The sequence below is a fragment of the Clostridium sp. genome (genome assembly GCF_036642255.1).
In the GTDB taxonomy this organism is placed as follows: domain Bacteria; phylum Bacillota; class Clostridia; order Clostridiales; family Clostridiaceae; genus Clostridium_J.
On record NZ_JAVWDJ010000002.1, the window covers coordinates 35,311 to 57,842 of the forward strand.

The 22,532-nt window shown below is 30.4% G+C and carries 16 protein-coding genes; 4 read left to right on the top strand and 12 right to left on the bottom strand.

The window, feature by feature from the left end; genetic code table 11:
- Positions 1–213 precede the first annotated feature (213 nt).
- A complete protein-coding gene (locus tag RR409_RS01085) occupies positions 214–1,515 on the bottom strand; it encodes a M18 family aminopeptidase (protein ID WP_332555865.1) in 1,302 nt (433 codons plus the stop codon).
- A gap of 489 nt (positions 1,516–2,004) precedes the next feature.
- Between RR409_RS01085 and RR409_RS01090 the strand changes: the two genes are divergently transcribed.
- Together RR409_RS01090 and RR409_RS01095 are read left to right on the top strand one after the other, a co-directional pair.
- Positions 2,005–3,189 carry a cation diffusion facilitator family transporter gene (locus tag RR409_RS01090; RefSeq protein ID WP_332555866.1) on the top strand — a complete coding sequence of 395 codons (1,185 nt, stop codon included), beginning with the start codon at positions 2,005–2,007 and terminating at the stop codon, positions 3,187–3,189.
- A gap of 149 nt (positions 3,190–3,338) precedes the next feature.
- Positions 3,339–4,439, top strand: coding sequence for a PRK06851 family protein (locus RR409_RS01095; protein WP_332555867.1), 1,101 nt, complete (start codon positions 3,339–3,341; stop codon positions 4,437–4,439).
- Between the two features lie 87 nt (positions 4,440–4,526).
- On the opposite strand, the gene RR409_RS01100 is transcribed toward RR409_RS01095, so the two are convergent.
- The 6 genes from RR409_RS01100 to lepB form a co-directional block, all read right to left on the bottom strand.
- Entirely contained in the window at positions 4,527–6,710 is a 2,184-nt protein-coding gene (locus RR409_RS01100; RefSeq protein ID WP_332555868.1) for a UvrD-helicase domain-containing protein, read from the bottom strand.
- A complete protein-coding gene (locus tag RR409_RS01105; RefSeq protein ID WP_332555869.1) occupies positions 6,689–7,780 on the bottom strand; it encodes a dipeptide epimerase in 1,092 nt (363 codons plus the stop codon). The genes RR409_RS01100 and RR409_RS01105 overlap by 22 nt, the downstream gene beginning before the upstream one ends.
- A 196-nt stretch (positions 7,781–7,976) precedes the next feature.
- Entirely contained in the window at positions 7,977–9,368 is a 1,392-nt protein-coding gene (gene pepV / locus RR409_RS01110) for a dipeptidase PepV (RefSeq protein WP_332555870.1), read from the bottom strand.
- Entirely contained in the window at positions 9,369–9,767 is a 399-nt protein-coding gene (locus tag RR409_RS01115) for a PqqD family protein (protein WP_332555871.1), read from the bottom strand. It abuts the gene before it with no gap.
- Positions 9,768–9,922: 155 nt separating this feature from the next.
- A complete protein-coding gene (locus RR409_RS01120) occupies positions 9,923–11,842 on the bottom strand; it encodes an oligopeptide transporter, OPT family (protein WP_332555872.1) in 1,920 nt (639 codons plus the stop codon).
- A 525-nt stretch (positions 11,843–12,367) separates the two neighbouring features.
- Positions 12,368–12,883 carry a signal peptidase I gene (lepB, locus tag RR409_RS01125; RefSeq protein ID WP_332555873.1) on the bottom strand — a complete coding sequence of 172 codons (516 nt, stop codon included), beginning with the start codon at positions 12,881–12,883 and terminating at the stop codon, positions 12,368–12,370.
- Positions 12,884–13,286: 403 nt separating this feature from the next.
- On the opposite strand from lepB, the gene RR409_RS01130 reads away from it, so the two are divergent.
- Positions 13,287–14,012: a pirin family protein gene (locus tag RR409_RS01130; RefSeq protein WP_332555874.1), complete on the top strand. Its 726-nt coding sequence runs from the start codon at positions 13,287–13,289 to the stop codon at positions 14,010–14,012.
- A 72-nt stretch (positions 14,013–14,084) separates the two neighbouring features.
- Here RR409_RS01130 and RR409_RS01135 read toward each other — a convergent pair whose 3' ends face one another.
- From RR409_RS01135 to glpK, 3 genes are all read right to left on the bottom strand, one after another.
- The gene (locus RR409_RS01135; protein WP_332555875.1) at positions 14,085–14,672 is read right to left on the bottom strand and encodes a hypothetical protein; all 588 of its coding nucleotides are present in this window, start codon (positions 14,670–14,672) and stop codon (positions 14,085–14,087) included.
- Positions 14,673–14,855: 183 nt separating this feature from the next.
- The gene (locus RR409_RS01140) at positions 14,856–16,016 is read right to left on the bottom strand and encodes a nucleoside recognition domain-containing protein (RefSeq protein WP_332555876.1); all 1,161 of its coding nucleotides are present in this window, start codon (positions 16,014–16,016) and stop codon (positions 14,856–14,858) included.
- 436 nt (positions 16,017–16,452) lie between these two features.
- On the bottom strand, positions 16,453–17,952 hold the full coding sequence (glpK, locus tag RR409_RS01145; RefSeq protein WP_332555877.1) for a glycerol kinase GlpK: 1,500 nt from the start codon (positions 17,950–17,952) through the stop codon (positions 16,453–16,455).
- Positions 17,953–18,326: 374 nt separating this feature from the next.
- Between glpK and RR409_RS01150 the strand changes: the two genes are divergently transcribed.
- The gene (locus RR409_RS01150) at positions 18,327–20,078 is read left to right on the top strand and encodes a phosphoenolpyruvate carboxykinase (RefSeq protein ID WP_332555878.1); all 1,752 of its coding nucleotides are present in this window, start codon (positions 18,327–18,329) and stop codon (positions 20,076–20,078) included.
- A 162-nt stretch (positions 20,079–20,240) separates the two neighbouring features.
- Here RR409_RS01150 and RR409_RS01155 read toward each other — a convergent pair whose 3' ends face one another.
- Both RR409_RS01155 and RR409_RS01160 read right to left on the bottom strand, forming a co-directional pair.
- Positions 20,241–20,981 (bottom strand): acyl-ACP thioesterase domain-containing protein, encoded by a 741-nt coding sequence (locus RR409_RS01155; RefSeq protein WP_332555879.1) that lies wholly within the window; start codon positions 20,979–20,981, stop codon positions 20,241–20,243.
- A gap of 481 nt (positions 20,982–21,462) precedes the next feature.
- Positions 21,463–22,308: a polysaccharide deacetylase family protein gene (locus RR409_RS01160; protein WP_332555880.1), complete on the bottom strand. Its 846-nt coding sequence runs from the start codon at positions 22,306–22,308 to the stop codon at positions 21,463–21,465.
- Between the last annotated feature and the right edge of the window lie 224 nt (positions 22,309–22,532).

Genomic DNA, 22,532 nt, shown 5'->3' on the forward strand with positions numbered 1-22,532 from the left:
ATAGCAAGGAAAAATTTTTCCTTGCTATTATTACTTCGTAAAATTAAATTGAATGATGTGTAGAAATAAACAAACTTACCATAGTAGCTGACCTTGAAAGTATGTTCTATTCACAATAAAATATACCTTACTAATGGTACTAACTCCTACTTAAATAAACTTTCATTCTAAAACCTCTATGATAGTAACTCTTAAAATTCCAAATCAAATAAATTATATTTTATAGAACTGTAAGAAAGATTTCATCACATAAGTGTGGTCATTAACTCCTGCAAGTTCTCTAATTGAGTGCATTGCTAAAGTTGGGTTACCGATATCTATCGAACGAATATTTAAATGAGTTGAAGATATTGGTCCTATAGTTGAACCACCTCTTACATCTGAGCGATTAACAAATTTTTGGAATGGAACTTCTGCCCTTTTGCATATTTCTTGGTAAACAATTGATGAATCGCTATCTGTAGTGTATGCAAAATTAGCATTGATTTTTATAACTGGTCCTTTATTTATAACAGGTCTACTTGTTGGATCGTGTTTGTCAGGACTATTTGGGTGTACTGCATGTGCATTATCTCCTGAAATTAAGAAAGACTTAGAAAGCGCTCTGAAAAAATCTTCTCTTTCCTTTCCAAAAGCCAATACTATTCTTTCTAGGATATTAGCTAGCATATCTGAATCTGCACCTTGTTTTGTTGAACTTCCAATTTCTTCATTATCGAAGCATACAATTACATTAGTTGCTTCTGTCACTGGTGCTTCTTTTATAGCTTCTATTCCAGCATGTACCATTTGTAAATCATCTAATCTTCCAGCAGATATAAACTCATTATTTAATCCAATGATACTTCCTTTTTCAAATTCATATAAGAATAAGTCAAAGTCAATAATATCCTTTGCCTCTACCCCTAATTCTTTTGCTATAGCATTTAATAAGTAATTACCTTTTTCTAGCTCTTCATTAACTAGTGAAAGCAATGGCAATGTATCTCTTTGAGGATTTATTTCTACCCCTTTATTAACTTCCCTATTCATATGTATAGCCACGTTCGGAATTATTAATATTGGTCTTTTAATATTAACTAAATTAGTTTTAGGGTATAAAATATTTTCTCCCTTTAAAACTACCCTACCAGCTACTGAGAGAGGTCTATCAAACCAAGTGCTTAAAATAGGTCCTCCATAAACCTCAGTGTTCAATCTTACATAGGTGCTTTCCACTACCATTTCGCAGGCAGGCTTAATTCTAAAAGTTGGAGAATCAGTATGAGCACCAATTATCTTAAATCCATGGTTTTCAACTTCTCCATTTCCTACTACAAAAGCAACTAAAGCTGAATGGTTTTTTGTAGTATAGTATTTTCCACCTTTTTTAAGGTTCCATTTATTTTCTTCCATTAATTCTTCAAATCCAGCGTTTTTTAAATCAGCTTTTACGTTTTCAACTGCATGAAAAGCTGTTGGGCTCTCATACAAAAAATCTATAAGCTGCTGAGCAAATTGTAATTCTTTTGTCATTTAAGATTCCTCCTTTTAAATACTTCTATAAAGTAGTATACCAAAATCCCCCGTTAGATTTCTACAAATATTTTAAATTAATACTTTTTATGGTAACTAATTTACCATAAATCTCATGTCTTCAATGTTTTATTTAAATTTATATATTGTAACAATTGTGATTGTTAATAAATTCAATATGTGTTTTTCACATAATATAATAATACTAAAAATTTATTTTAATAATTTAAATAAAGTATAAACATTAGTATTATAACTTATGCTATAATATATGAATGTCATTATTGTATAATTATGTAAATAGTTGCATTGTTTTTTAACTTAGACCACTTAAATTTTAATTTTGCTAATTTTAAAACTAAATTTTTTTAGGGATTAATAATTAATATTTAGTAATTAAATTAATGAATTAGTAAATAAACCTAACATGTTATTTATTAGCTAACTATTAAAAGGAAATTTATATTATTTTTATAATGAGGTGTTTTCATGATTTCTAATTTCTTAATAGAAAAATTTGTACCTGACCACTCTAATGTGAAAAATAAGAAAGTGAGAGAAAAATACGGATATCTAGGTGGAGTCATTGGGATATTAGTTAATTTAGTTTTGTTCGGTGTTAAATTTACTGTAGGTGTTATTGTAAACAGTATTGCCGTTACTGCAGATGCTTTTAACAATCTATCAGATGTAGGTTCATCTATTATAACCATCTTTGGTTTTAAATTATCTAGTAAACCTGCAGATAAAGAACATCCTTTTGGTCACGGAAGAATTGAATATATTTCTGGATTAATAGTAGCATTTTTAGTATTAATGGTTGGATTTGAATTTGTTAAAAGCTCCTTTGATAGAATTAAAAATCCTACTCCTGTAGAGTTTTCATATATACCCTTTGCACTGCTGTTAGTTTCTATATTGTTTAAAGTATGGCTAAGTAGATTTTATAAAAATGTTGGTAATAAAATTAATTCATCTGCACTACAAGCTTCTGGGGTAGATGCTCTAAGTGATGTTGTTTCCTCTTCTACAGTAGCATTATCACTTTTACTTTCAAGGTTTACATCACTACCAATTGATGGGTACATAGGCATGGTGGTTTCTGGTGTAATTCTTTATGCAGGATACAATTTAATAAAAGATACATTAAATCCACTTCTTGGTGCTGCCCCAGATAAAGAACTTGTTGTTGAAATTCAGAAAATGTTATTAGATTATGATTATATAGATGGAGTTCACGATTTACTAGTTCACAATTATGGTCCAGGAAGAATTATAGCGTCTATTCACGCAGAGGTTCCCTCCGATATATCTGTGGTAAAAATCCATGAAATCATAGATAAAGCAGAAAAAGAAATATCTGCTGCTCTTGATATTTATCTCGTTATTCACATGGATCCAATTACCACCGATGACAATGAGATATTGGAAGCTAAGAATGAACTTACAGAGGCCCTAAAAGCTGTGCCTATAGTTAAATCTTTTCATGATTTTAGAGTAGTTGGTGAGGGAGAGAATAAAAACTTAATTTTCGATGTTGTTATTGATGCAGATCATACATTTTCAAAGGATGAAGAACTCAACTTGCAAAACGAAATTAATCATCAATTGAAAATAATGCATCCAAATCATAATGCAATTATTACTGTAGATAAGGATTATTTAGGTGTGTAAGACTTAATTAAATAATAACCAGTTTCGTCTCCTAGAAAATTTACCCAAATTTAACATAAGTTAATACATAAATATATAAGTTTGAAATCGCACTTTGTTTGTATTGTGAATAGTATATATTACTATGAGAATATGGAGTGTGATTTTTTATGTCAGGTAAACAAAGACATTTTTTCCCAGGTGGTAATACTTCTAAAGGATTTTATTCATTTTATAGGTATATCCTATCCCAAGATGAAGCAAGACGTATAATTTGCATCAAGGGTGGTCCAGGTACTGGTAAATCTTCTTTAATGAAAAAGGTTGCCAAAATTTTTCTTGAAAAAGGTTATGAAGTTGAACAACATCATTGTTCCTCTGATAACAACTCCCTTGATGGTGTTGTAGTTAAAGGTCTAAATATTGCTCTACTAGATGGAACTGCACCTCATGTAGTTGATCCAATGAATCCAGGTGCAGTAGATGAAATATTAAACATGGGTCAATGCTGGAACGAAGAAGGCTTTAAAGATTACCGTTCCTTAATTATGGACACAAATAAAAAAGTTGGAAAAACCTTCAAAAGGGCTTATAGGTTCTTTGCTGCAGCTAAAGATATTTATGAGGACTGGTATACCTTTAACAGTGAAGCACTTAGCTTAAACAAAATTAACCTATTAAAAGAAGAACTTAAAAATGAAATTTTAACTAATAATATTTCCAGACTAGGTTTTGACCGTCATTTATTTGCTACGGCTTTTACCCCAAATGGAATTGTGACTTATATTAATAATCTAATAGAGGGATTCCAAAAGGTTTATGTATTAAAGGGCGGACCTGGAACTGGAAAGACTAAAGTGTTACAGTATCTCTATGAAGAAGCTAATAGACAAGGTTATTACGTAGAAGTATTCCATACTCCTCTTACCCCAGAAAGAATTGAGCATGTTTTAATTCCTGAACTTGGAGTGGCTATTGTAACTTCAAATGAAATTAATAATCTTAACTTAGAAGGCAAAGTTTATGACATGAACAACCTTTTAAACCAAGGTCTTTTAGAGAAAAATAAAGCTGATATAGAAGATGTAAAAGAAACCTTCTATATGCTATTAAACAAAGGTCTTGCTTGTATTAAATGCGCTAAAACTCTTCATGATGAATTAGAAACTGGATTTATTCCTAATATGAACTTTGAAAAAGTTAATGAAGTTTCCGAGGAAATAATTCAAAGATTACTAAAATATGAAGAGGAATATTTGATGAATAAGTAACAATGAAAAGATACTCTCATCTAAATGATGAGAGTATCTTTTTGTATTATATTTAGTTATCACAACTAACTTTTGCTTTTATAACAATTATAGTTCTTTTGCTTTAATCACATATAAATTATGCAATGCTCTTGTACACATCACATACATCAACTTATCTTCTTCGGTAAAACATTGTTTTTCATTACTAACAATAATTACTCCATCAAATTCCAATCCCTTTGCAAAATAACTAGGTATAATCATCACCGCATCACTATGGTGCAAGTTTTCTCTATCAATAACTCTTGCAGTAACTTTGTTTTTAATAGCACTATTTACCTTATAAGCATCTTCTAAATCTCTTGTGACTATAGCTATATTTTCGAGTTTCTTATCTCTCATTTCATTAACGTACTTTTCTAATAAATCACTTATACTATCAGTATTTTCTGCTATACTTTCTACAACACTATCTCCACTTCTCACTAAAGGTACGATACTTTCATTTTTAAGGAAAGTATTACTATAATCCATTATTTCCTTTGTTGAACGATAACTCTTATAAAGATTAAATTTATTTATCTCCATATTATTAAGAGTGTGTTGCAATTCTATCATTGGTACCTTCTCGTCTTTTAATGGAAGTATTCTTTGATTACTATCTCCCACAATAGTCATAGAAACTACTTTTGTTAGTTCTTTGATTGCAATAAATTGTAACATAGAATAATCTTGAGCCTCATCGATTACAATATGTTTTATCTCTTTTGAAAGTTTTGTTCCTTCAAGCTTAACTTTTAGATATAAAATTGCACCTAAATCTACCTCAGTTAATTCTTTGTTAATGAAATTATTATTATTAAACTCTTCGTATAAGCTGATTACATCTGGAGGATTTAAAAATGCTAAGGATTTTTTTACTTCTATTACATCTTGAATTAATTCTCTAACTTTTAACTTTCTCTTATACTCCATATCATTTATATGGAAAATCAACTCATCCTTTGAATAAGAGGCCTTCTCGTTTTCATGTTCTTTTTGCAACTTTCTAAACTCTTCATCTCTAGCATCTTTTAATCTTGAGAAAATAATTCTTTTTACCTTTTTACATCTCCTAAAAAGAGGAAGAGAAATAAATTCTAAGCTAAACATTTTCTCCATTTCTGCAGCTAATAAAACTCTATGCCCTCTAAAGTATACATCCTTTGATTTAAAGTATTCACTATTAAGCTCTTCTAGATAATTATCTAAAAGATACTTATATTCTATAGAGGTTTTACACGCGATTTCTTCTTCGAATTTTTTATCTCCACTTAAAACTCTTTCCATCACATTTTTTAAGGAAAGCACAGTATCTAAATCTATTAAATCTAATGCAAAATCTTTAAAAGTAGTTTGTTGTACACCACTTTCTCCAAGGCTAGGCAATACTGTGGATATATACTCCATAAAAATATTATTCGGGCCTAAAATAAGCACTTTATCCTCTAATATCTTTCTATAATTGTAAAGAAGGTAAGCTATTCTATGGAGAGCAATTGTGGTTTTGCCACTTCCAGCTACACCGTCAACAATAACAGTGTTAACTCTTGGTTGTCTAATAATATCATCCTGTTCCTTTTGTATAGTCATTATGATATCTTTTAGCTTTTCAGAGGAATTCTTACTGAGTACGCTTTGTAAAATATCATCTTTTACATCAACAGCAGAATCAAACATTCCTTCTAATTGACCCTTTTTGATAATAAATTGTCTTTTAGCAAGGACAGATACATCCACTTTTCCCTTGGGAGCCTCATAATAGCCCTCTCCTATTCCACCATTATAAAATATTGCAGAAATAGGTGCTCTCCAGTCAACAATTAGTGGTTCAAAGGAATCTTCAGGTGTAACTCCAAATCGTCCTATAGAAATAGTCTCAACGCCATAGTCTTCTTCTCGAAAGTCTACCCTTCCAAAATAAGGGGAGACTTTAAGAATATTAAGTTCCTTTAACTTTCTATCTATTGTCTTAAAAGCTTCTTCTTTTACAAATCTTTCATGATCAAAATATTCAATGATTTTATCTTCATCATCTCTATATTCTTCAATAACATTTTTCCTATAATCTAGTATATAATTGCTTATTTCTTTTCTTTTTTCTATATATTTAAGTATTTCTTCATTTATAATCTTTATTACTTGCCCTAGTTTCTCTTCTTCGATAGAAAATTCTAGTTGTTTTTTTATTTCTTCATTTATCTCATAACTCAAAGTTATCCTTCCCCTTATATACTGATTTCTTCCCATCCTGTTATGTCAGTTATACCAAGTCCTGGCATTTCTGATAAGATAATATTATTACCTTCAAAAGTTGCCCCTCCAACGATAGGATCTTCTGCAAAATATATCATTGTATCTAAATCTGAAATTATCATATTACTCTTAGCTGCAGCGAAGCTAGCGGCTGCAGTTATTCCAATCTTACTTTCGATCATGCAGCCCATCATACATCTAATCCCCATGGTGTCAGCCATATTATAGATCTTTATGGCGTTATGGATACCACCACTTTTCATAAGCTTAATATTTATTAAATCACAAGCTCTGTTTTGGATTATCTTGAAAGCTTCAGGGGTTGCAAAAACAGATTCATCAGCCAAAATCATTGTATCTACATTTTCTTTAACAAATTTTAGACCTTCTATATCCCAAGCTTTCACTGGTTGTTCAACAAATTCTATATCTAAATCTAACTCTTCAATCTTTCTAATAATCTTTACTGCTTCTTTTGGCGTCCAACCTTGGTTTCCATCCATTCTTACTTTTATGCCTTTTCTTATAGCTTTTCTCAAGAATTTAACTCTTTCAAGATCTTGTTCAGGATCTTTTCCAAGCTTAATTTTAATGTTACTATAGCCATCTCTCACTGCATCATAGGCAGCATTAACCATATTTTCAACAGAATCATATTGTATGGTCATATCCGTTAATACACTTGAGTTATACCCTCCAAGTAGTTTGTATAGTGGAATATTGGCTCTCTTAGCCGCTAAATCATATAGTGCCATATCAAAGGCAGCCTTTGCGCTATTATTCCCTTTAATACACTCATCGATAGTCTTGAGTATACACTCAAGACAGCTAACATCCATTCCTATGATATGTTCTGCTATGTGTTTTATAGCACCTACAATAGAGTCCTCTGTTTCACCAGTAACTCTTGGGGCTGGAGCCGCACTTCCAAATCCAATTTCTCCATCATCTGTGATTATTTTAAGAACCACTTCTTTAGAGTAATTGTATGGCTTATCTCCTATTAAAAATGCTTTTTTTAGTGGAACAGTTATCTTTCCAACTTTTACATCTCGAATTATCATATTCATACCTCTCAAAATAATTTTTTTTATTTATATTATTATTCCTAATTATACAATTATGTACATTTATCATATCTTAATTATACGTAATAAAATAATTATTACAATTGAATTTATAAATTATTGCTTTAAATAGATATCTAATAAACTAAGTCTAATAAAAAAATAGAGAAGAGTATCACTCTCCTCTGATTTCTTATTTTGCTAGTTCAAATAATGCATGAGTATAAATTTTTGTCATTTGAATTAAGTCTTCTATAACAACATATTCATTTGGTTTATGAATAACATCAGGGTCCCCTGGGAAAGTTGGACCAAAAGCTAAAGTATTTGGCATTTCTTTAGCATAAGTTCCTCCACCAATAGATATAAGCTGTGCTTCTTTTCCAGTTTGTTCAGCATAAACCTTTTGAAGAGTTTTAACTAATGAATTTTCTGGTGAAAAGTACAGTGGTTCTTGATGTGAAAAATTCTCTATAACAAAGCCTGTATTTGCAATTGTTTTGTTAAATGGAGTCATCATATCTTCAAGAGTTTTCGTCACTGGGTATCTTAAGTTTAGAGTCACCACTACTTTTTTTTCATCTATACTTATTTTTCCTAAGTTAAAAGAAAGCTTTCCTGAATCTTTATCTTCAAGCAATACTCCAAATGATTCTCCATGAAGTTCCATACCCACATATTCAGCTAAGAATTTTATTGATGTTGAAATACAATCTTCTCCAAGTGGTAATACATTTAAGAAAGTTATAATCTGCATTATAGCATTTTTACCAAGTTCAGGTGTACTTCCATGAGCAGATACACCTACAGATTTTATCGTTACTTTGTTTCCATTTGCTTCTGCAGTGATTTTATAATCATTTACTGATGCAAAGCCATTAAGTTTTTCTACTAAATCAGTGGCATTGTTTGTAATAACAACTGCCTCAGCATAGTCAGGAACCATATTTGGTGCTACTCCACCTTTTAGATATTCAACTACATAATCACCTTGAGGTTTGTTTTTAACATTTTTAACAAGATTAAAAATTGTTATACCCTTTTCCCCGTTTATTATTGGGAAATTTGCATCTGGTGTAAATGCAGCTACTGGTGGTTTTTCCTTTTGTAAGTAATGATGTAATTCTTTACTTCCAGTTTCTTCATTAGTTCCGAATATAACCCTTATTCTTTTTGAAAGTGGTAAATTCGCATCTTTAATTGCTTTTAATCCATATAGGCAAGCAACTATCGGTCCTTTATCATCTAAAGTCCCTCTACCAAAAATTTTACCATCATGAATTTCTCCTCCATAAGGTGGATATATCCATCCATCTCCCTCTGGAACTACATCTAAATGGCCTAGAGCTGCAACATAATCTTCACCCTCGCCTATTTCAGCGTATCCTACATATCCATCTACATTAACTATTTTTAATCCTAATCTCTCTGCGTTGTCTAAGGCACATTGTAATGCTTTAGCTACGTCTTCACCAAAAGGCATTCCTGGTTTCGGCTCTCCCTCTAAACTCTTAATCTTAACGATTTCTTGAGTAGATTTAATTATGTCTTCACGCATTGCATCGATTTTTTCATTTAAATTCATTTAATTCAACTCCTTTTGCGGTTCTTCTTTAGGGCTTAGAGACTTTACTTCTTTAAAATGAATCCATCCCTTTCTGGATAGATAAGTTGAGAATGTTATCAATCTTTCAATTGCAACTTTTTCCTCATCTCCAGAAATCTTTGACATTTCTACCGCAATTTCATAAATATTTCTTTTTCCATCCATAAGTAACCAAGCAGCTGATCCTGCTTTGTCTAGTGTTAAGTCACTTTCTTTACTCTTTCTAACTAACCAACTTGCAAACTTCTCAATAGGTTTATCATGTTTAAAGTACAAAGTCACAAGCCCCTCATTAGTAGAAAAATCAGTATGCTTAATTACTGGTACATAGAGAAGATAATTATATTGTTCTTTTTTCTCATTGGCATTTTTTTTCATAAAATCACCTACAAAATAATTAAGAGCCTATTAAAAGGCTCTTAACTTTATTATTTACAATTAGATTCATTTTATAATCAGAATTATAAAGTTAAACCCTTAATATTTTTGATTATATCACTTTTTATAGCATTTGCAATAAATACTAATTTATACTATTTAGATTTAATTGAGAATTTGTAAACCCAGAATCCTAGTAAGAAGTACATTGCAGTAGCAAATAATGCGTTTCCAGTTAATGCAGTCATAAATGTTGCACCGAAACCAATATTTAATCCAAATGTAGCAATACCTGCAACAACTATACCCATTAGAGCATCTCCGGCAACAAGTCCTGATGCAAGAAGTATACCTGTTTCAACTTTATCCTTCTTAGCAGTTTCATCGTTTTTGAATTTTCTTTCAACAAATATTCTTACGATACCACCAACTAATATACCAGCATTTAAGTGGATTGGTAAGTATATTCCAAGTGCAACTGGTAATATTGGAAGACCTGCTAATTGACAGAATACTGCAATAGAAGCTCCAACGAATACTAGAGGCCATGGTAACTCTCCAGTCATGATACCTTTAATAACCATTGACATTAATGTAGCTTGTGGAGCAGCAACTTCTTTAGTTCCTATTCCATAAGTTTGATCTAACATGTTTACAACTAGTGCTGCGAAAATAGATGCAACAACTAATCCTATAAACATAGCAACTTGAACTTTCTTAGGAGATCCTCCTATGATGTAAGTTGTTTTTAAACTTTGTGCAGCACCACCAGCAACAGCGATAGCAACACAAACTATACCACCAATTAATACAGCAACAACCATTGCTTCTTGGTTTGTTTTTCCTAATGCTTTTAAAGTTCCTGCTACGAATAATAGTGTAGCAATTGTCATTCCTGATACAGGGTTGTTAGAAGCTCCAATTATACCGCACATTCTTGCAGAAACTACTGCAAAGAAGAATGAGAATACAACTGCTAATATTGCTCCAGCAATACCAGCTTCTTTGAACATTGGTAGGAACCAAGCTAATGCAAATACTATTACTGCTGCGCCAATTACCCAAGTAATAGGAGCATCTTCTTCTGTTCTTTTTACTGTACCTGAACCTTTAGCTCCGATACCTGCCATAGCAGATTTAAATGATTTAATTATTGTTGGAGCAGATTTTCCAAGTGATATAAATCCACCAGTAGCAACTGCACCAGCACCAATGTATCTTACGTATTTACTCCAAATATCCCATGCTCCCATTTCAGAGATCATTTGTGTAGCTGGGAATAAAGGTGTTGTTAATCCTGCTCCAATAAATTTGATAAGAGGGATTAATCCAAACCATGCTATTAAAGAACCACCAAACATGAATGCAGATGCTTCTGTACCAACGATAAATCCAACTCCAAGTAATGAAGCTAGTGTATCAAAACCAAATATTGAACCTTGGTATTTTGTAATAACCCATTCTGGTTCTTCAAGCCATAACTTAAATCCACCAGAGAATAATTTATAACCAGCACCTACTCCAAGTCCTGTCATAACTGTTCTAAATCCTGCTCCACCTTCGCTTCCGTTAACTAAAACTTCAGCTGCTGCCATTGATTCAGGATAAATTAAAGTTCCATGCTCTTCAACTATTAAGAATCTTCTTAATGGAGTAACAAAGAATACTCCTAAAAGTCCTCCTAATGTAGTAACTATAACAACAGTCCAAACACTTAAGTCAAGACCCCATAGTATTATAGCTGGAAGAATAAATATAATACCACCAGCTATAGACTCTCCCATAGCTGCTACTGAAGAAACTAAGTTTGCTTCAAGTATGTTATTTCTTTTAAATATTCCTTTTAAAAGACCTGTAGCAAGTATTGCTCCTGGGATACCAGCAGAAATAGTTAATCCTACTTTTAATCCAAGATAAGTGTTTGCTGCAGCAAATATAATTGCGAATAAAATTCCTAGGAAAAGTGAATAACCAGTAGATTCTGGCATTGCTACAGACGTAGGAACAAATGGAACATAGTCATCACCATGAACGCCACCATAAGCATTATGGGATAATTTTTTTGTGTTTTCCATATCTTTACCTCCTATTTAATTATTTAAAATATGTCCTGTAAAGCATATCATATTTCGACAAAAAAACTTAAGCGCATTTTAGACTGTTTATTTAAATTATCTCTCAAAGAATTCATTTTCCTCTTATTTGCTTTTTTTTCCTCATAATTGTGAATAATTCCACAAAAAATTAATTTATTTTTATAAACAAGTTTTTTAATTTCATTAAATTTTTTAAATGCAATTAAGTATTTTGCAATATGAACATAAAGTTATTATTCTCCAAAATATTGTTACTTATTACATTTTTTATTATTTACAAGAAACCTTAGTATAATTTCAGTTAAATGAAAATCAACATTGTAAATAATCATAATTTAAAAATGATTATTTTCAAACTTCTCTTATACAATTTATCCCAATGTTAAACTATAATAAAATACTTAGTTTTTACTAACTTCAAGCCTAGTTCAATTTCTCACAATACAAAACAACCCTTGCATATTATACAAAGGTTGTTAATAAATCATATTTAATTATTTATATTTACTTAAAAGATCCAAACCTATCAAAAGGTTTAATAATAAATTTTGCTTTTCCCATAATTTCATCATAAGGTATATATGGATTTTCCCAATATCTAGAATCCACTGAATTGGATCTATTATCACCAAGAAACAAGTAATGGCCCTCTGGAACTAAAAAAGTACCTACTTTATCACTTTTGTACTTTACATAAGGTTCATCTAGTTTCTCACCATTGATAAGCACAGAGCCATCAGATTTAACTTCTACTTTTTCATTTGGAAGTCCTACTAATCTCTTAATCAAATCTTCATTAGCTTCTTCTGAATGGAAAACTAAAATATCTCCACGTTTCAAAGAGGATGGTTTATAATTTCTCAAAACAAAAATTTTATCTCCAGGTTTTATTGTTGGATACATGGATTCCGTTGGTACACTTACATTAAAAAACATAAATTTGTTAATTAGAAAAGCAAGTATAATTGCACATAATATTGGAATTGCCCATTCTTTTATGAATTTATTCATTACTTCCATATATTTCACCTCATCATTTCATACCCACAATTTTATCATATATAGTTACTTTTATCAAATTAATGTAAAATTTATTCAAAATGAAAGTAGCTTTTCATAGTATTTACTATAACTTAATCAATTTATAATTTTATATAATTTTTGTGAAAACATACCATCTATTAATATTGAAAAACTACAAATACTATTATTAGTACCAAATAGAATATGAATTATTCAAATATAGCCCTTTCATAATTTACCTTTTTAAATTTGTTAACAAATAACTTCATTTAGCCAATTCTTTTAATTGAGATTTTTCTCTTCATAGTTTACTTTTAGAAGAATGCTTTCATTGTTAAAATGAAAAGCTTATTCTTCCTAATAATGTTTTTATATTCATAAATACAAAGGAGGGGAAAATATGATAACTAAAAAACCTTTAAGTCTTATGGGTGAAAATAACATTGGTTGGATTAAAAGTACGTATCACTATTCTTATGATAAATATCAAAATCCAAAATATAAAGACTTTGGTGTTCTTAAATTGTTAAATGACGATACACTTCTTCCAAGAAGTGGATTTCATAATCATCCTCATTATGATATGGAAATACTTTCTTATGTGGTAGATGGAGAATTGACTCACGGTGATAGTATAGGAAATGAAAAAATTTTAAAAAAAGGCGATATTCAATATATAAGTGCAGGGTCCGGCATAACTTATGAAGAGCGTAATTCTGGAAACAACTCGTTAAGATTTCTACAATTATGGATTGAGCCAGATAAAAAATTAAATAATCCTGATTATAGTAATCATAGCTTTAAACTAAATGACATCAAAAATCAATGGATTTATATGGTAAGCAATAAAAATGGACTAGCTCCTGTTAAAGTAAACCAAGATGTGAATATTTATAGCGCTGTTGTAGAAAAGGGCAATGATTTAGAGTTTAATATACTAAAAAACAGACAAGGATATTTGGTTCAAATTGATGGTAAATCTTTTGTATCTTCTTTTAATGAAGATTATCATAATGTAATGTTAGAACCAAAAGATGCTTTAGAAATTTTTGATGACGCAATTAAAATTAAGCCTATAGAGTCATCTCACTATTTATTAATTGAAATGAATCAATATATAAATTAAACAAATTAATCTGTTTTCAATTTAAATTAGAAAAACCACCTTTAAAGATAAGGCGGTTTTTTCTAATTATTTTTAATTTTTCATAAAATTTCTTGCTAAATTGTATAATTCATAAATTATATAGTTATTTGTTTCTTCTAATAACTTTTCTTCATCAATTATAACTATAGGCAATTTTGTATCTTTTGAAAGACTGTTTTCTATAATATCAAATTGAAGTCTACTATGTTTTGTTCTCACTCCAAAGATAACACTATATGGACATTTTATTTTGTTCACTTTATTTATAAATTTATCAAACTCCCCAAGCTCACTTAAATTAAATAAAAACATGTTAATATCATCATCATGATGTTCCATAATTATATAATCATCTAAGGTTGAAAAAGAGAGTTTATTAGATATTTTTTGCATTTTTTCTTTAACTACTGCATTATCTATTGTATTAATAAAAATAGAATTATCATCATTCCATCTATTATTATCATTGCAGTAATCTATAAAATATTTTCCTAACTGACCCACTCCAATTATATTTATAAAGGATATATCATTCATTGAATCTATATTTTTGTGTTCATTGGTATATGAATCTTTATACATATCAATACATTTTAATAAAGCTATTTTATCAATATAGTTAATTTCTTTCTTAAACATAAATGTCCCCCTATATTAAAAGTTAAATGATATATTAACATTATGCCACAATGTTATAAATATTCAAATAAATTTTGATAAATAATATTAGTAACATCTACATTTTCAAGTGAATGCTTTTAAAAACTGTTAATTATGCATAATTAATTGTTGTAACCTTTGGATATTTTACATCCTTAAAAGTTAACTAATTAGTAAATATAGGAAGTGTGCTATTATTCCTGCTACCAGACCTCCAAATGTATGGCTAATAATTGCCTTTCCTGTAAGCTCTCTACATTTTAAACTATCCATCATGGCAACATGAGTACTTAAATATCCGCTCCAGCACATTCCCATAGCAGTAAATACAGCAATTTCATTTCCTCCAATTAGCCCCTGTTCAAGCATTTTGGGAACTAGTCCTAAGGCAGCTCCAACCGCTCCTAAGGAAGTTATAGGAAACGCAATAGCTTCCGAGCTTTGAAACCCGAATAAAGGAGTGATTATAAAACTTAATTTACTCCCAAGCCAAGGTAATAGCTTAACTCCTTCATAAGCAGCACCAGTATATTCTCCTGTAGAAGATGGTCCATTTGTGAGCATTAAAACTATTGTACAAATAACTAATACTCCTGGAATGATAGCTAATCCCATGTCTACGCCTGATTTTCCACCTTCTAAAAGTGCATCCATTATTCTACTTCCAACGCTGCCTTCTCTTGTTTCTCTATAATTTATCATATCGAAGCCTTGTCCATCATTCACGATACAAAGTTCTTCTTTGCCATAAATTTTAGAAGTAAACCTCAACATGAGCCTTGTGCTAACAATACTTCCAACAACTGCACCAATGTTTCCAACAATCCCTGGCAAAATAAAACTTTCACCTATTATGGACTTTTGACTTATCATAAAAGTTGTTACTATTAGCCCCATTCCAAAAGCAGTGCCTAAATTTGTAAGAGCAGGCAACTGATATTTTTTGAAGTACCTTCTAAAACCTCTATCGTCAGCCAATGTCAAAATTGCAGGATTATCTGAAAGATAAGTGGCTAAGATTCCTATGGTTGCAGCCCCTGGCAAATCATATAGCGGTTTCATTAACGGAGATAGTATCTTATTTATTATGGAAACTATTCCAAACTCTGAAAGTAATGCGGATATGGCACCAGCGAGCACTGCAATTGCCAATATAAAAAATACAGTTTCTAATAATAGCTTGTAAGCAGTATTCATGAGAGTATTAATCATGTTCACACATCCCATAATACTTCCCAAAGATAAAAATATTCCTAAGAAGATAATTAAAAATATAAAACTTTCCCCACTAATAGCCTTCTTTAATGGCTTTTTTTGTGACAACGAGCTCTCCCCCTTTATTTCTGTTCAATAAATCGTAATTTCAATTGCATTTGATATCCCCATGTTTGTTTGCCATTCTTTAATACACAAGACTTTAAGGAATTAAATCATGTTATACCTTTAGTGAAAATATTTAGTAGAAAGTTTATCTACTTTAAATATCTTTTTAGTAGATATACCTTTTTAAGTTATCTTCTTTACATTCTCTTTAGTTCTTAACAACAAGTATTTTACTTCAACTAATATGTGAAGTAATTTGTTATCATCTTATAGAATCTTCTTTTACTGCATCTTATTATTCTACTTACCTATACACTTCCCCTGTTTAAAATGCAATATAATCCAAATTTTACGATTTATTCATAAATGTAAACAAGTTTGCATTATCCTTTTAAAGCTTTATCATAACTTTAATCTAACTTATTCTTGTTTATAATCAATCTAAATCAATTGCCCAATCCATCGAAACTTTAACTGCTTTATGCCAACCTTTTAAAAGCTTTTTCTTCAGTTCTATATCCATGTTGGGATTAAATATATTGCTTACTTCCCATATTTTATTAATTTCTTTTTTATCCTTCCAAAAACCAACTGCGAGTCCTGCTAAATATGCTGCTCCAAGGGCTGTAGTTTCTATTGTTTTAGGCCTTTGAACTAGTACTTCTAGAATGTCACTTTGAAATTGCATTAAAAAATTATTTGAGGAAGCTCCGCCATCAACCTTTAAAGTTTTCAATTTTATTGAAGAGTCCTCTTCCATTGCTTTGAGCACATCATAGGTCTGGTATGCTATCCCTTCAAGAGTAGCTCTAATAAAATGCTCCTTTTTAACTCCTCTGGTAAGACCAACCACAGTGCCTCTAGCATAAGGATCCCAATAGGGAGCTCCTAAACCTACAAAAGCAGGAACAATATACATTCCATTAGTATCATCTACTTCAGTAGCATATTTTTCACTATCCCCTGATGATTTTATCATTCTTAGTTCATCTCTAAGCCATTGAATCGATGCCCCTCCCATAAAAATACTTCCTTCTAATGCATATTCCACCTTGCCATCCATCGCAATAGCTATAGTGGTCAACAACCCATTCTTTGATTCTACTGCCTTATCTCCCGTATTCATAAGCAGAAAGCAACCTGTTCCATATGTGTTTTTAGCCTCTCCTGGATTGAAGCAAGTCTGACCAAACAATGCTGCTTGCTGATCTCCAGCATCTCCTGCAATTGGTATAGCTGTGCCTAATAGACTCTCATCTGTCTGCCCATAAATAAAACTTGATGGCTTTACTTCAGGCAGCATAGCTTTTGGAATTGTAAATACTTGTAACAATTCTTCATCCCATTGAAGACTGTGAATGTTAAAGATCATAGTTCTTGAAGCATTAGTACAGTCAGTTGCATGAACTTTGCCTTTTGTTAAATTCCAAATAATCCAAGTATCAATATTTCCAAATAATAAATTGCCTTTTTCTCCTTCCTGCCTTGCTCCTTCTACATTATCTAAAATCCATTTTATTTTAGTAGCAGAAAAGTAAGAATCTAAAACTAACCCTGTTTTTTCTTTTACAATTTTATCAACGCCTTTATTTTTTAACTCATCACAAAATTCTGCAGTTCTTCTACACTGCCAAACAATAGCATTATAGATAGGGATACCTGTTCTTTTATCCCACACAACCACAGTCTCTCTTTGATTTGTAATTCCTAAGGCTTTAATATCTTGTGCTTTGATCCCTTTCTGTGCCATAGCTTCTACTACCACCGCAAGCTGAGATGCCCAAATCTCCATAGCATTATGCTCAACCCATCCTGGTTTTGGGTATATTTGTTTAAACTCCTTATGAGCCATACTAATTACTTCTGTTTTTTCATTAAAAATAATGCATCTAGAACTTGTTGTGCCTTGGTCTAGGGCCATTATATATTTACTCAATATTTATCCCTCCAAAATAATGCTTAATAACATTATTATAACATCTTAACATATGTTTAACTCTCTAAAACTTTCCCTAGTAAATAGTTATATTAGCAGTATTTGAATTATATTCTGATGATACATAGAATATTTTTCAACTTTTTATTAACAAATATTTTACTTATGCTATAATGTTAATGAGTAAATAGACTGAAATTTGCAATTTCATCACGTACCATCAGTTATTTTCTCAATATTTTAAATATAGTTTTATGTTTAGGAATATGTTTCAATTTGATATGTTAAAACTTAATTGAATATAAAACTTATTTCTGAAATAAACTAGAGAGGTACATAATAATCAAAAAAATACAAACTTTAGGAGGCTGTTTATGAAAAAGGAATTTTCATTAAGTAACGATAAAGTAATGATTAATTTTTCTGCAAAATACTGTGATACCATAGAAAAGTTGTTAGAAAGTGATGGGTTTAGACGAATTCTATTAAGCTATTATGATAAAGTTAAAAATAGAAACTCTAATGTGTATAGGTTTTTAAATGAGAATTTAGATAGCACAGATAAAGAAATTATAGTAGAAGACTTAGTAAATCTTTTTAGATTATTAACAGTGTTAAAAGCTGGTGAAATAATTAAACTAAATTGTAAATACGAAAAAATCTTAAAAGATAGGTATGAATTCTTTGAATTCGTTGAAGATTTATATGGCTTTTGGAGAAGACTCGAAAGATATTCCATGATTCAAACCAATAAAATTACAGATGGATTAGCCTCTGTTAGCTTTATTGAAGCAAACAACAAATTTGCAAAATTAGTTTTAGACTTTTATAGAAAGGTTCAAGAAAGTGTTCATTATATTGAGCCTAACGTTTATCGTCAAATATCTGCTGGTGCAAATGCGGGTTTAATTTTAAGTAAGTCAGTTTGGCCTTGCCCTTATGAATATGAAGCTTTAGAGGAAATTCCATTTATAAATACTATAATGCTTGAGGCCCCTTTTATTACATATCCAAAGAAAAATACTAGAGATGGATTTTTTCAAGAAACCAATAAAAATCCGCTTTTCGATTGCTATATAAATAGAGATCACTGGTTCTGCTATCCAGCTAAAGTTGGTGAACTTCTTGCCTTTATATATTTCCATCGAGATTTAATGGCTCATGGAGTTACCTTATCTAATTTATTTGAGATGGCTAGAGAGGATGAGTACAGAGGTAAAAAACCTGATATAGTATACGTTTTTGGTGCCAAAGATAATTATGACAGTGTTAGAACCTTATTTTATGATGATGTAAAAAACGGCATAATGTTAGGCTATGTAAATTATGGTGAAGCTGTAGATTATTTTGGATACATGAAAAAGATGACTTTAACTCTTCACAATTTGATTATGATAAAAAAAGGCTTCTTACCTATACATGGTGCAATGGTAAATGTAGTAATGAAAAATGGGAAATCAGCTAATGTAATTATTATGGGTGATAGCGGTGCTGGTAAATCAGAAAGTCTTGAAGCCTTCAGAAGTCTTAGCGAAGATTACATTAGTGATATGACAATAGTCTTTGATGACATGGGTTTTATAAAACCACGAAAAAATAGTGAGAGACCTAAGGCTTACGGAACAGAAATAGGAGCTTTTGTTAGATTGGATGACTTAGACCAAGGCTATGCTTTTAAAGAAATAGACAGGAGTATTTTTATGAATCCTGACAAAACTAATGCAAGATTAGTTATGCCCGTAGCTACTTATAAAGATATCATTAAGGGTTATCCTATAGATTTATTTCTATATGCAAACAATTACGATGATGTAAAAGATGGAGAACAAGCTATTGAATACTTTGACTCTCCTGAAGAAGCAATTCCTTTATTTAGAGATGGTGCAAGAATGGCAAAAGGAACTACTACTGAAAAAGGATTAGTTAAGTCTTTCTTCGCAAATCCTTTTGGACCTCATCAAAAAATGGAAGAAACAGATAAACTTATAGACGAATTCTTTAACGAATTCTATGAAACTGGTGTTAAAGTAGGTCAAATAAAAACTTGTTTAGGGGTTGTAGGAAAAGAAAAAGAGGGTCCAAAGCAAGCTGCAATTGAATTATTTGAAACTATTAAAAGTTTTTAAATTTCTTAAACCATCCATTGGATACTCTTCTTATATAGTTTTCATGAACCTTTTTAACTTTTTTTGAACATATTGTGCTTGTTCACAAGTACTTCTAAAAAAATAAGGTAAAATTATCATAATAAAAAGAAGGTTAGATTTGAATAAAATCTAACCTTCTTTTTATACAAATTCCACTCTACATTGAAAAAACTGGTTTCCAGTTTCCTTGTTTAATCCTTCAATATAATATACACTAGGTGAGTTTTTATCTACATACTTATTTAACACTACTACTTCTTCAAACTTAGCTTCTTTTACAAAGTTAATCTGTAAGTTAGTTATTTTCCTATCTTTATAATCCTCTAGAGTAAATACATCCTCTACCCAACTGATGTATTTTGCATTATTAACATGGATATTTAAATCTATATCGCTGTATGTTATTTTTCTTTCCGATGTGTCAATTAATTCACCTATCATCTTAATTTTATCTAACTTTTTGTCTTTGCCAAATCTATTTTCTACACTTTCCACCTGCATTGTTAATCTTGAAGGTCTTTGTGGAAACATGGAATTCTTATCAAGTAAAAGATAATACGCTAGTATGCTACCAAGAACCTGTTGATTCTCATCTAGAATTCTAAAGTTACGTTTAAAAAACATCTTATCCGCGCCGCTTGGCCAAGTTTCCATAATTATTGTATCCATATTTTTAGGATACTTTATCATATTTACTTCTAGTCTTGATACTACCCAAAATAATCCTTCATTTATAAGAGCTTTATATCCTATCCCTATATTGTTAGAGTGTTGTTCTGATGTTTCTTGCATATAATTTATAATTGAATACAATCTTGCACTATTAGTAAAATCTGCTTCATAAAATTTAATATTAAATATTTCTCTATGTATTTTTTCCATGCTTTTCTCCTTCCAATATCTCTCCTAATTTTCATCTAGATAGAATCTATAAAAAATCCTATTTACAATACAGTTGTTTTGATTAAAAATATATAAAAAATTGCAATATGCATATTAAATACTAAATCTTTTAAAGATTTATAATAAACCTGAACGAACTTTCGTATTTTAACGCAGTAGAACTTTAATAAATATAACTTATAAAACCCTCAATTTAGTTTTAATAGATATCTTAAAGGGACATACTGTCTAATTATAAAATAATTATAGCATAGAAATTTCCAAAAAAAATTAACCTATTATGAACATTTCACAATAGGTTAGTGCACCATAAACTAAACTCACTCATTTGTTTTAATAATAATTTTAAAATTGACTTTATAACGATATCTTCTAGCCTTATATAAGCTTATGTTTCTGCAACGACAGTTAATTAGAATAAGTTTATTTATTTTTATATAATGCTACTTATATAGCTTCTTTACTTATTAACTTGCCTATCTAGCTTCTTCTCATGTTTATTTACAAGAGATTTTTCTTCTAGGATTTTTAACTCTTTTTCATCAATGTCATTAAAATTTTTAAAAGTATATCCTTGTTTTTTTAAAGTTTGAATAATTTCCTTCAAAGCGGTCACTGTGGTCTTATTGTAATAAGCATCGTGCATAAGTACTACAAGTCTATCCTTATCATTATTTTTAAATTCCTTGTTAAATTCCTTATTAAATTTATTAACAAGGGTATTCGCAGGTTTATTTTTAGTAAAAGAATCGTCTATTGTAATATTCCAATCCACATAGTACATCCCTTTATCCACTAATTGACCCCTAATTTCTTTAAGTACTGGTTTTCTCGCCATAGTACTACTAGACCCACCTGGAAATCTCATAAACTTTGGTGCTTCTTTTCCTATGACCTCCTCTACTGCCTTAGAACATTTGCTATGGTCATCCATAAAGGTCTCAATACTCCTATATATTTTATCTTCATGGGTGTAGGTATGAACGCAAATAGCATGATTTTCACTTTTTATCTTTTCTGCAATTTGCTTATTTTGTTCTACTAATTGACCAATTACGAAAAATGTTCCTGTAACATTCTCTTCCTTTAAAACCTCTAGAACCCGTTTTGTAACAACGGTTGGTCCATCATCAAAAGTAAGATAAACAATTTTTTCCTCATTCATCGGTGACATTTCTTCTTTTGCCAAAACTTCAGAAGCTTCTCCAATTAGGCTTGTTGGGCCAAAATTAAAAACAAACAAAAACATTATGGTTAAAACACAAAAACACAAGAATAAACTTAAATGTTCTCTTTTCCTCCACATAAAATCACCTTCTTCAAATACTTTTGCATCTATGATTAGTATTTGAAAAATCGGATTTTTTCATTCTAATTTTTTTATTTTTACTTTATCTTATAACGTACACTGATTTAGAATATTGTTTAAAGTCCTTTGTTTTACTGAACTATTCCATTAATTTCATCATTTTAACACACTGAGCAACTTATTATTTTATTATCTAAAACTTTAAATTTATTTAATTAACT

Excerpts from the sequence above, each read along its gene's own strand:
- RR409_RS01085 (WP_332555865.1), bottom strand. The coding sequence starts at position 1,515 with ATGACAAAAGAATTACAATTTGCTCAGCAGCTTATAGATTTTTTGTAT.
- RR409_RS01155 (WP_332555879.1), bottom strand. The coding sequence starts at position 20,981 with ATGGAAAAAATACATAGAGAAATATTTAATATTAAATTTTATGAAGCA.
- RR409_RS01160 (WP_332555880.1), bottom strand. The coding sequence starts at position 22,308 with ATGTGGAGGAAAAGAGAACATTTAAGTTTATTCTTGTGTTTTTGTGTT.
- RR409_RS01130 (WP_332555874.1), top strand. The coding sequence starts at position 13,287 with ATGATAACTAAAAAACCTTTAAGTCTTATGGGTGAAAATAACATTGGT.
- RR409_RS01095 (WP_332555867.1), top strand. The coding sequence starts at position 3,339 with ATGTCAGGTAAACAAAGACATTTTTTCCCAGGTGGTAATACTTCTAAA.
- pepV (WP_332555870.1), bottom strand. The coding sequence starts at position 9,368 with ATGAATTTAAATGAAAAAATCGATGCAATGCGTGAAGACATAATTAAA.
- RR409_RS01150 (WP_332555878.1), top strand. The coding sequence starts at position 18,327 with ATGAAAAAGGAATTTTCATTAAGTAACGATAAAGTAATGATTAATTTT.
- RR409_RS01090 (WP_332555866.1), top strand. The coding sequence starts at position 2,005 with ATGATTTCTAATTTCTTAATAGAAAAATTTGTACCTGACCACTCTAAT.
- RR409_RS01120 (WP_332555872.1), bottom strand. The coding sequence starts at position 11,842 with ATGGAAAACACAAAAAAATTATCCCATAATGCTTATGGTGGCGTTCAT.
- lepB (WP_332555873.1), bottom strand. The coding sequence starts at position 12,883 with ATGGAAGTAATGAATAAATTCATAAAAGAATGGGCAATTCCAATATTA.
- RR409_RS01115 (WP_332555871.1), bottom strand. The coding sequence starts at position 9,767 with ATGAAAAAAAATGCCAATGAGAAAAAAGAACAATATAATTATCTTCTC.
- RR409_RS01135 (WP_332555875.1), bottom strand. The coding sequence starts at position 14,672 with ATGTTTAAGAAAGAAATTAACTATATTGATAAAATAGCTTTATTAAAA.
- RR409_RS01100 (WP_332555868.1), bottom strand. The coding sequence starts at position 6,710 with ATGGGAAGAAATCAGTATATAAGGGGAAGGATAACTTTGAGTTATGAG.
- RR409_RS01105 (WP_332555869.1), bottom strand. The coding sequence starts at position 7,780 with ATGATAATTCGAGATGTAAAAGTTGGAAAGATAACTGTTCCACTAAAA.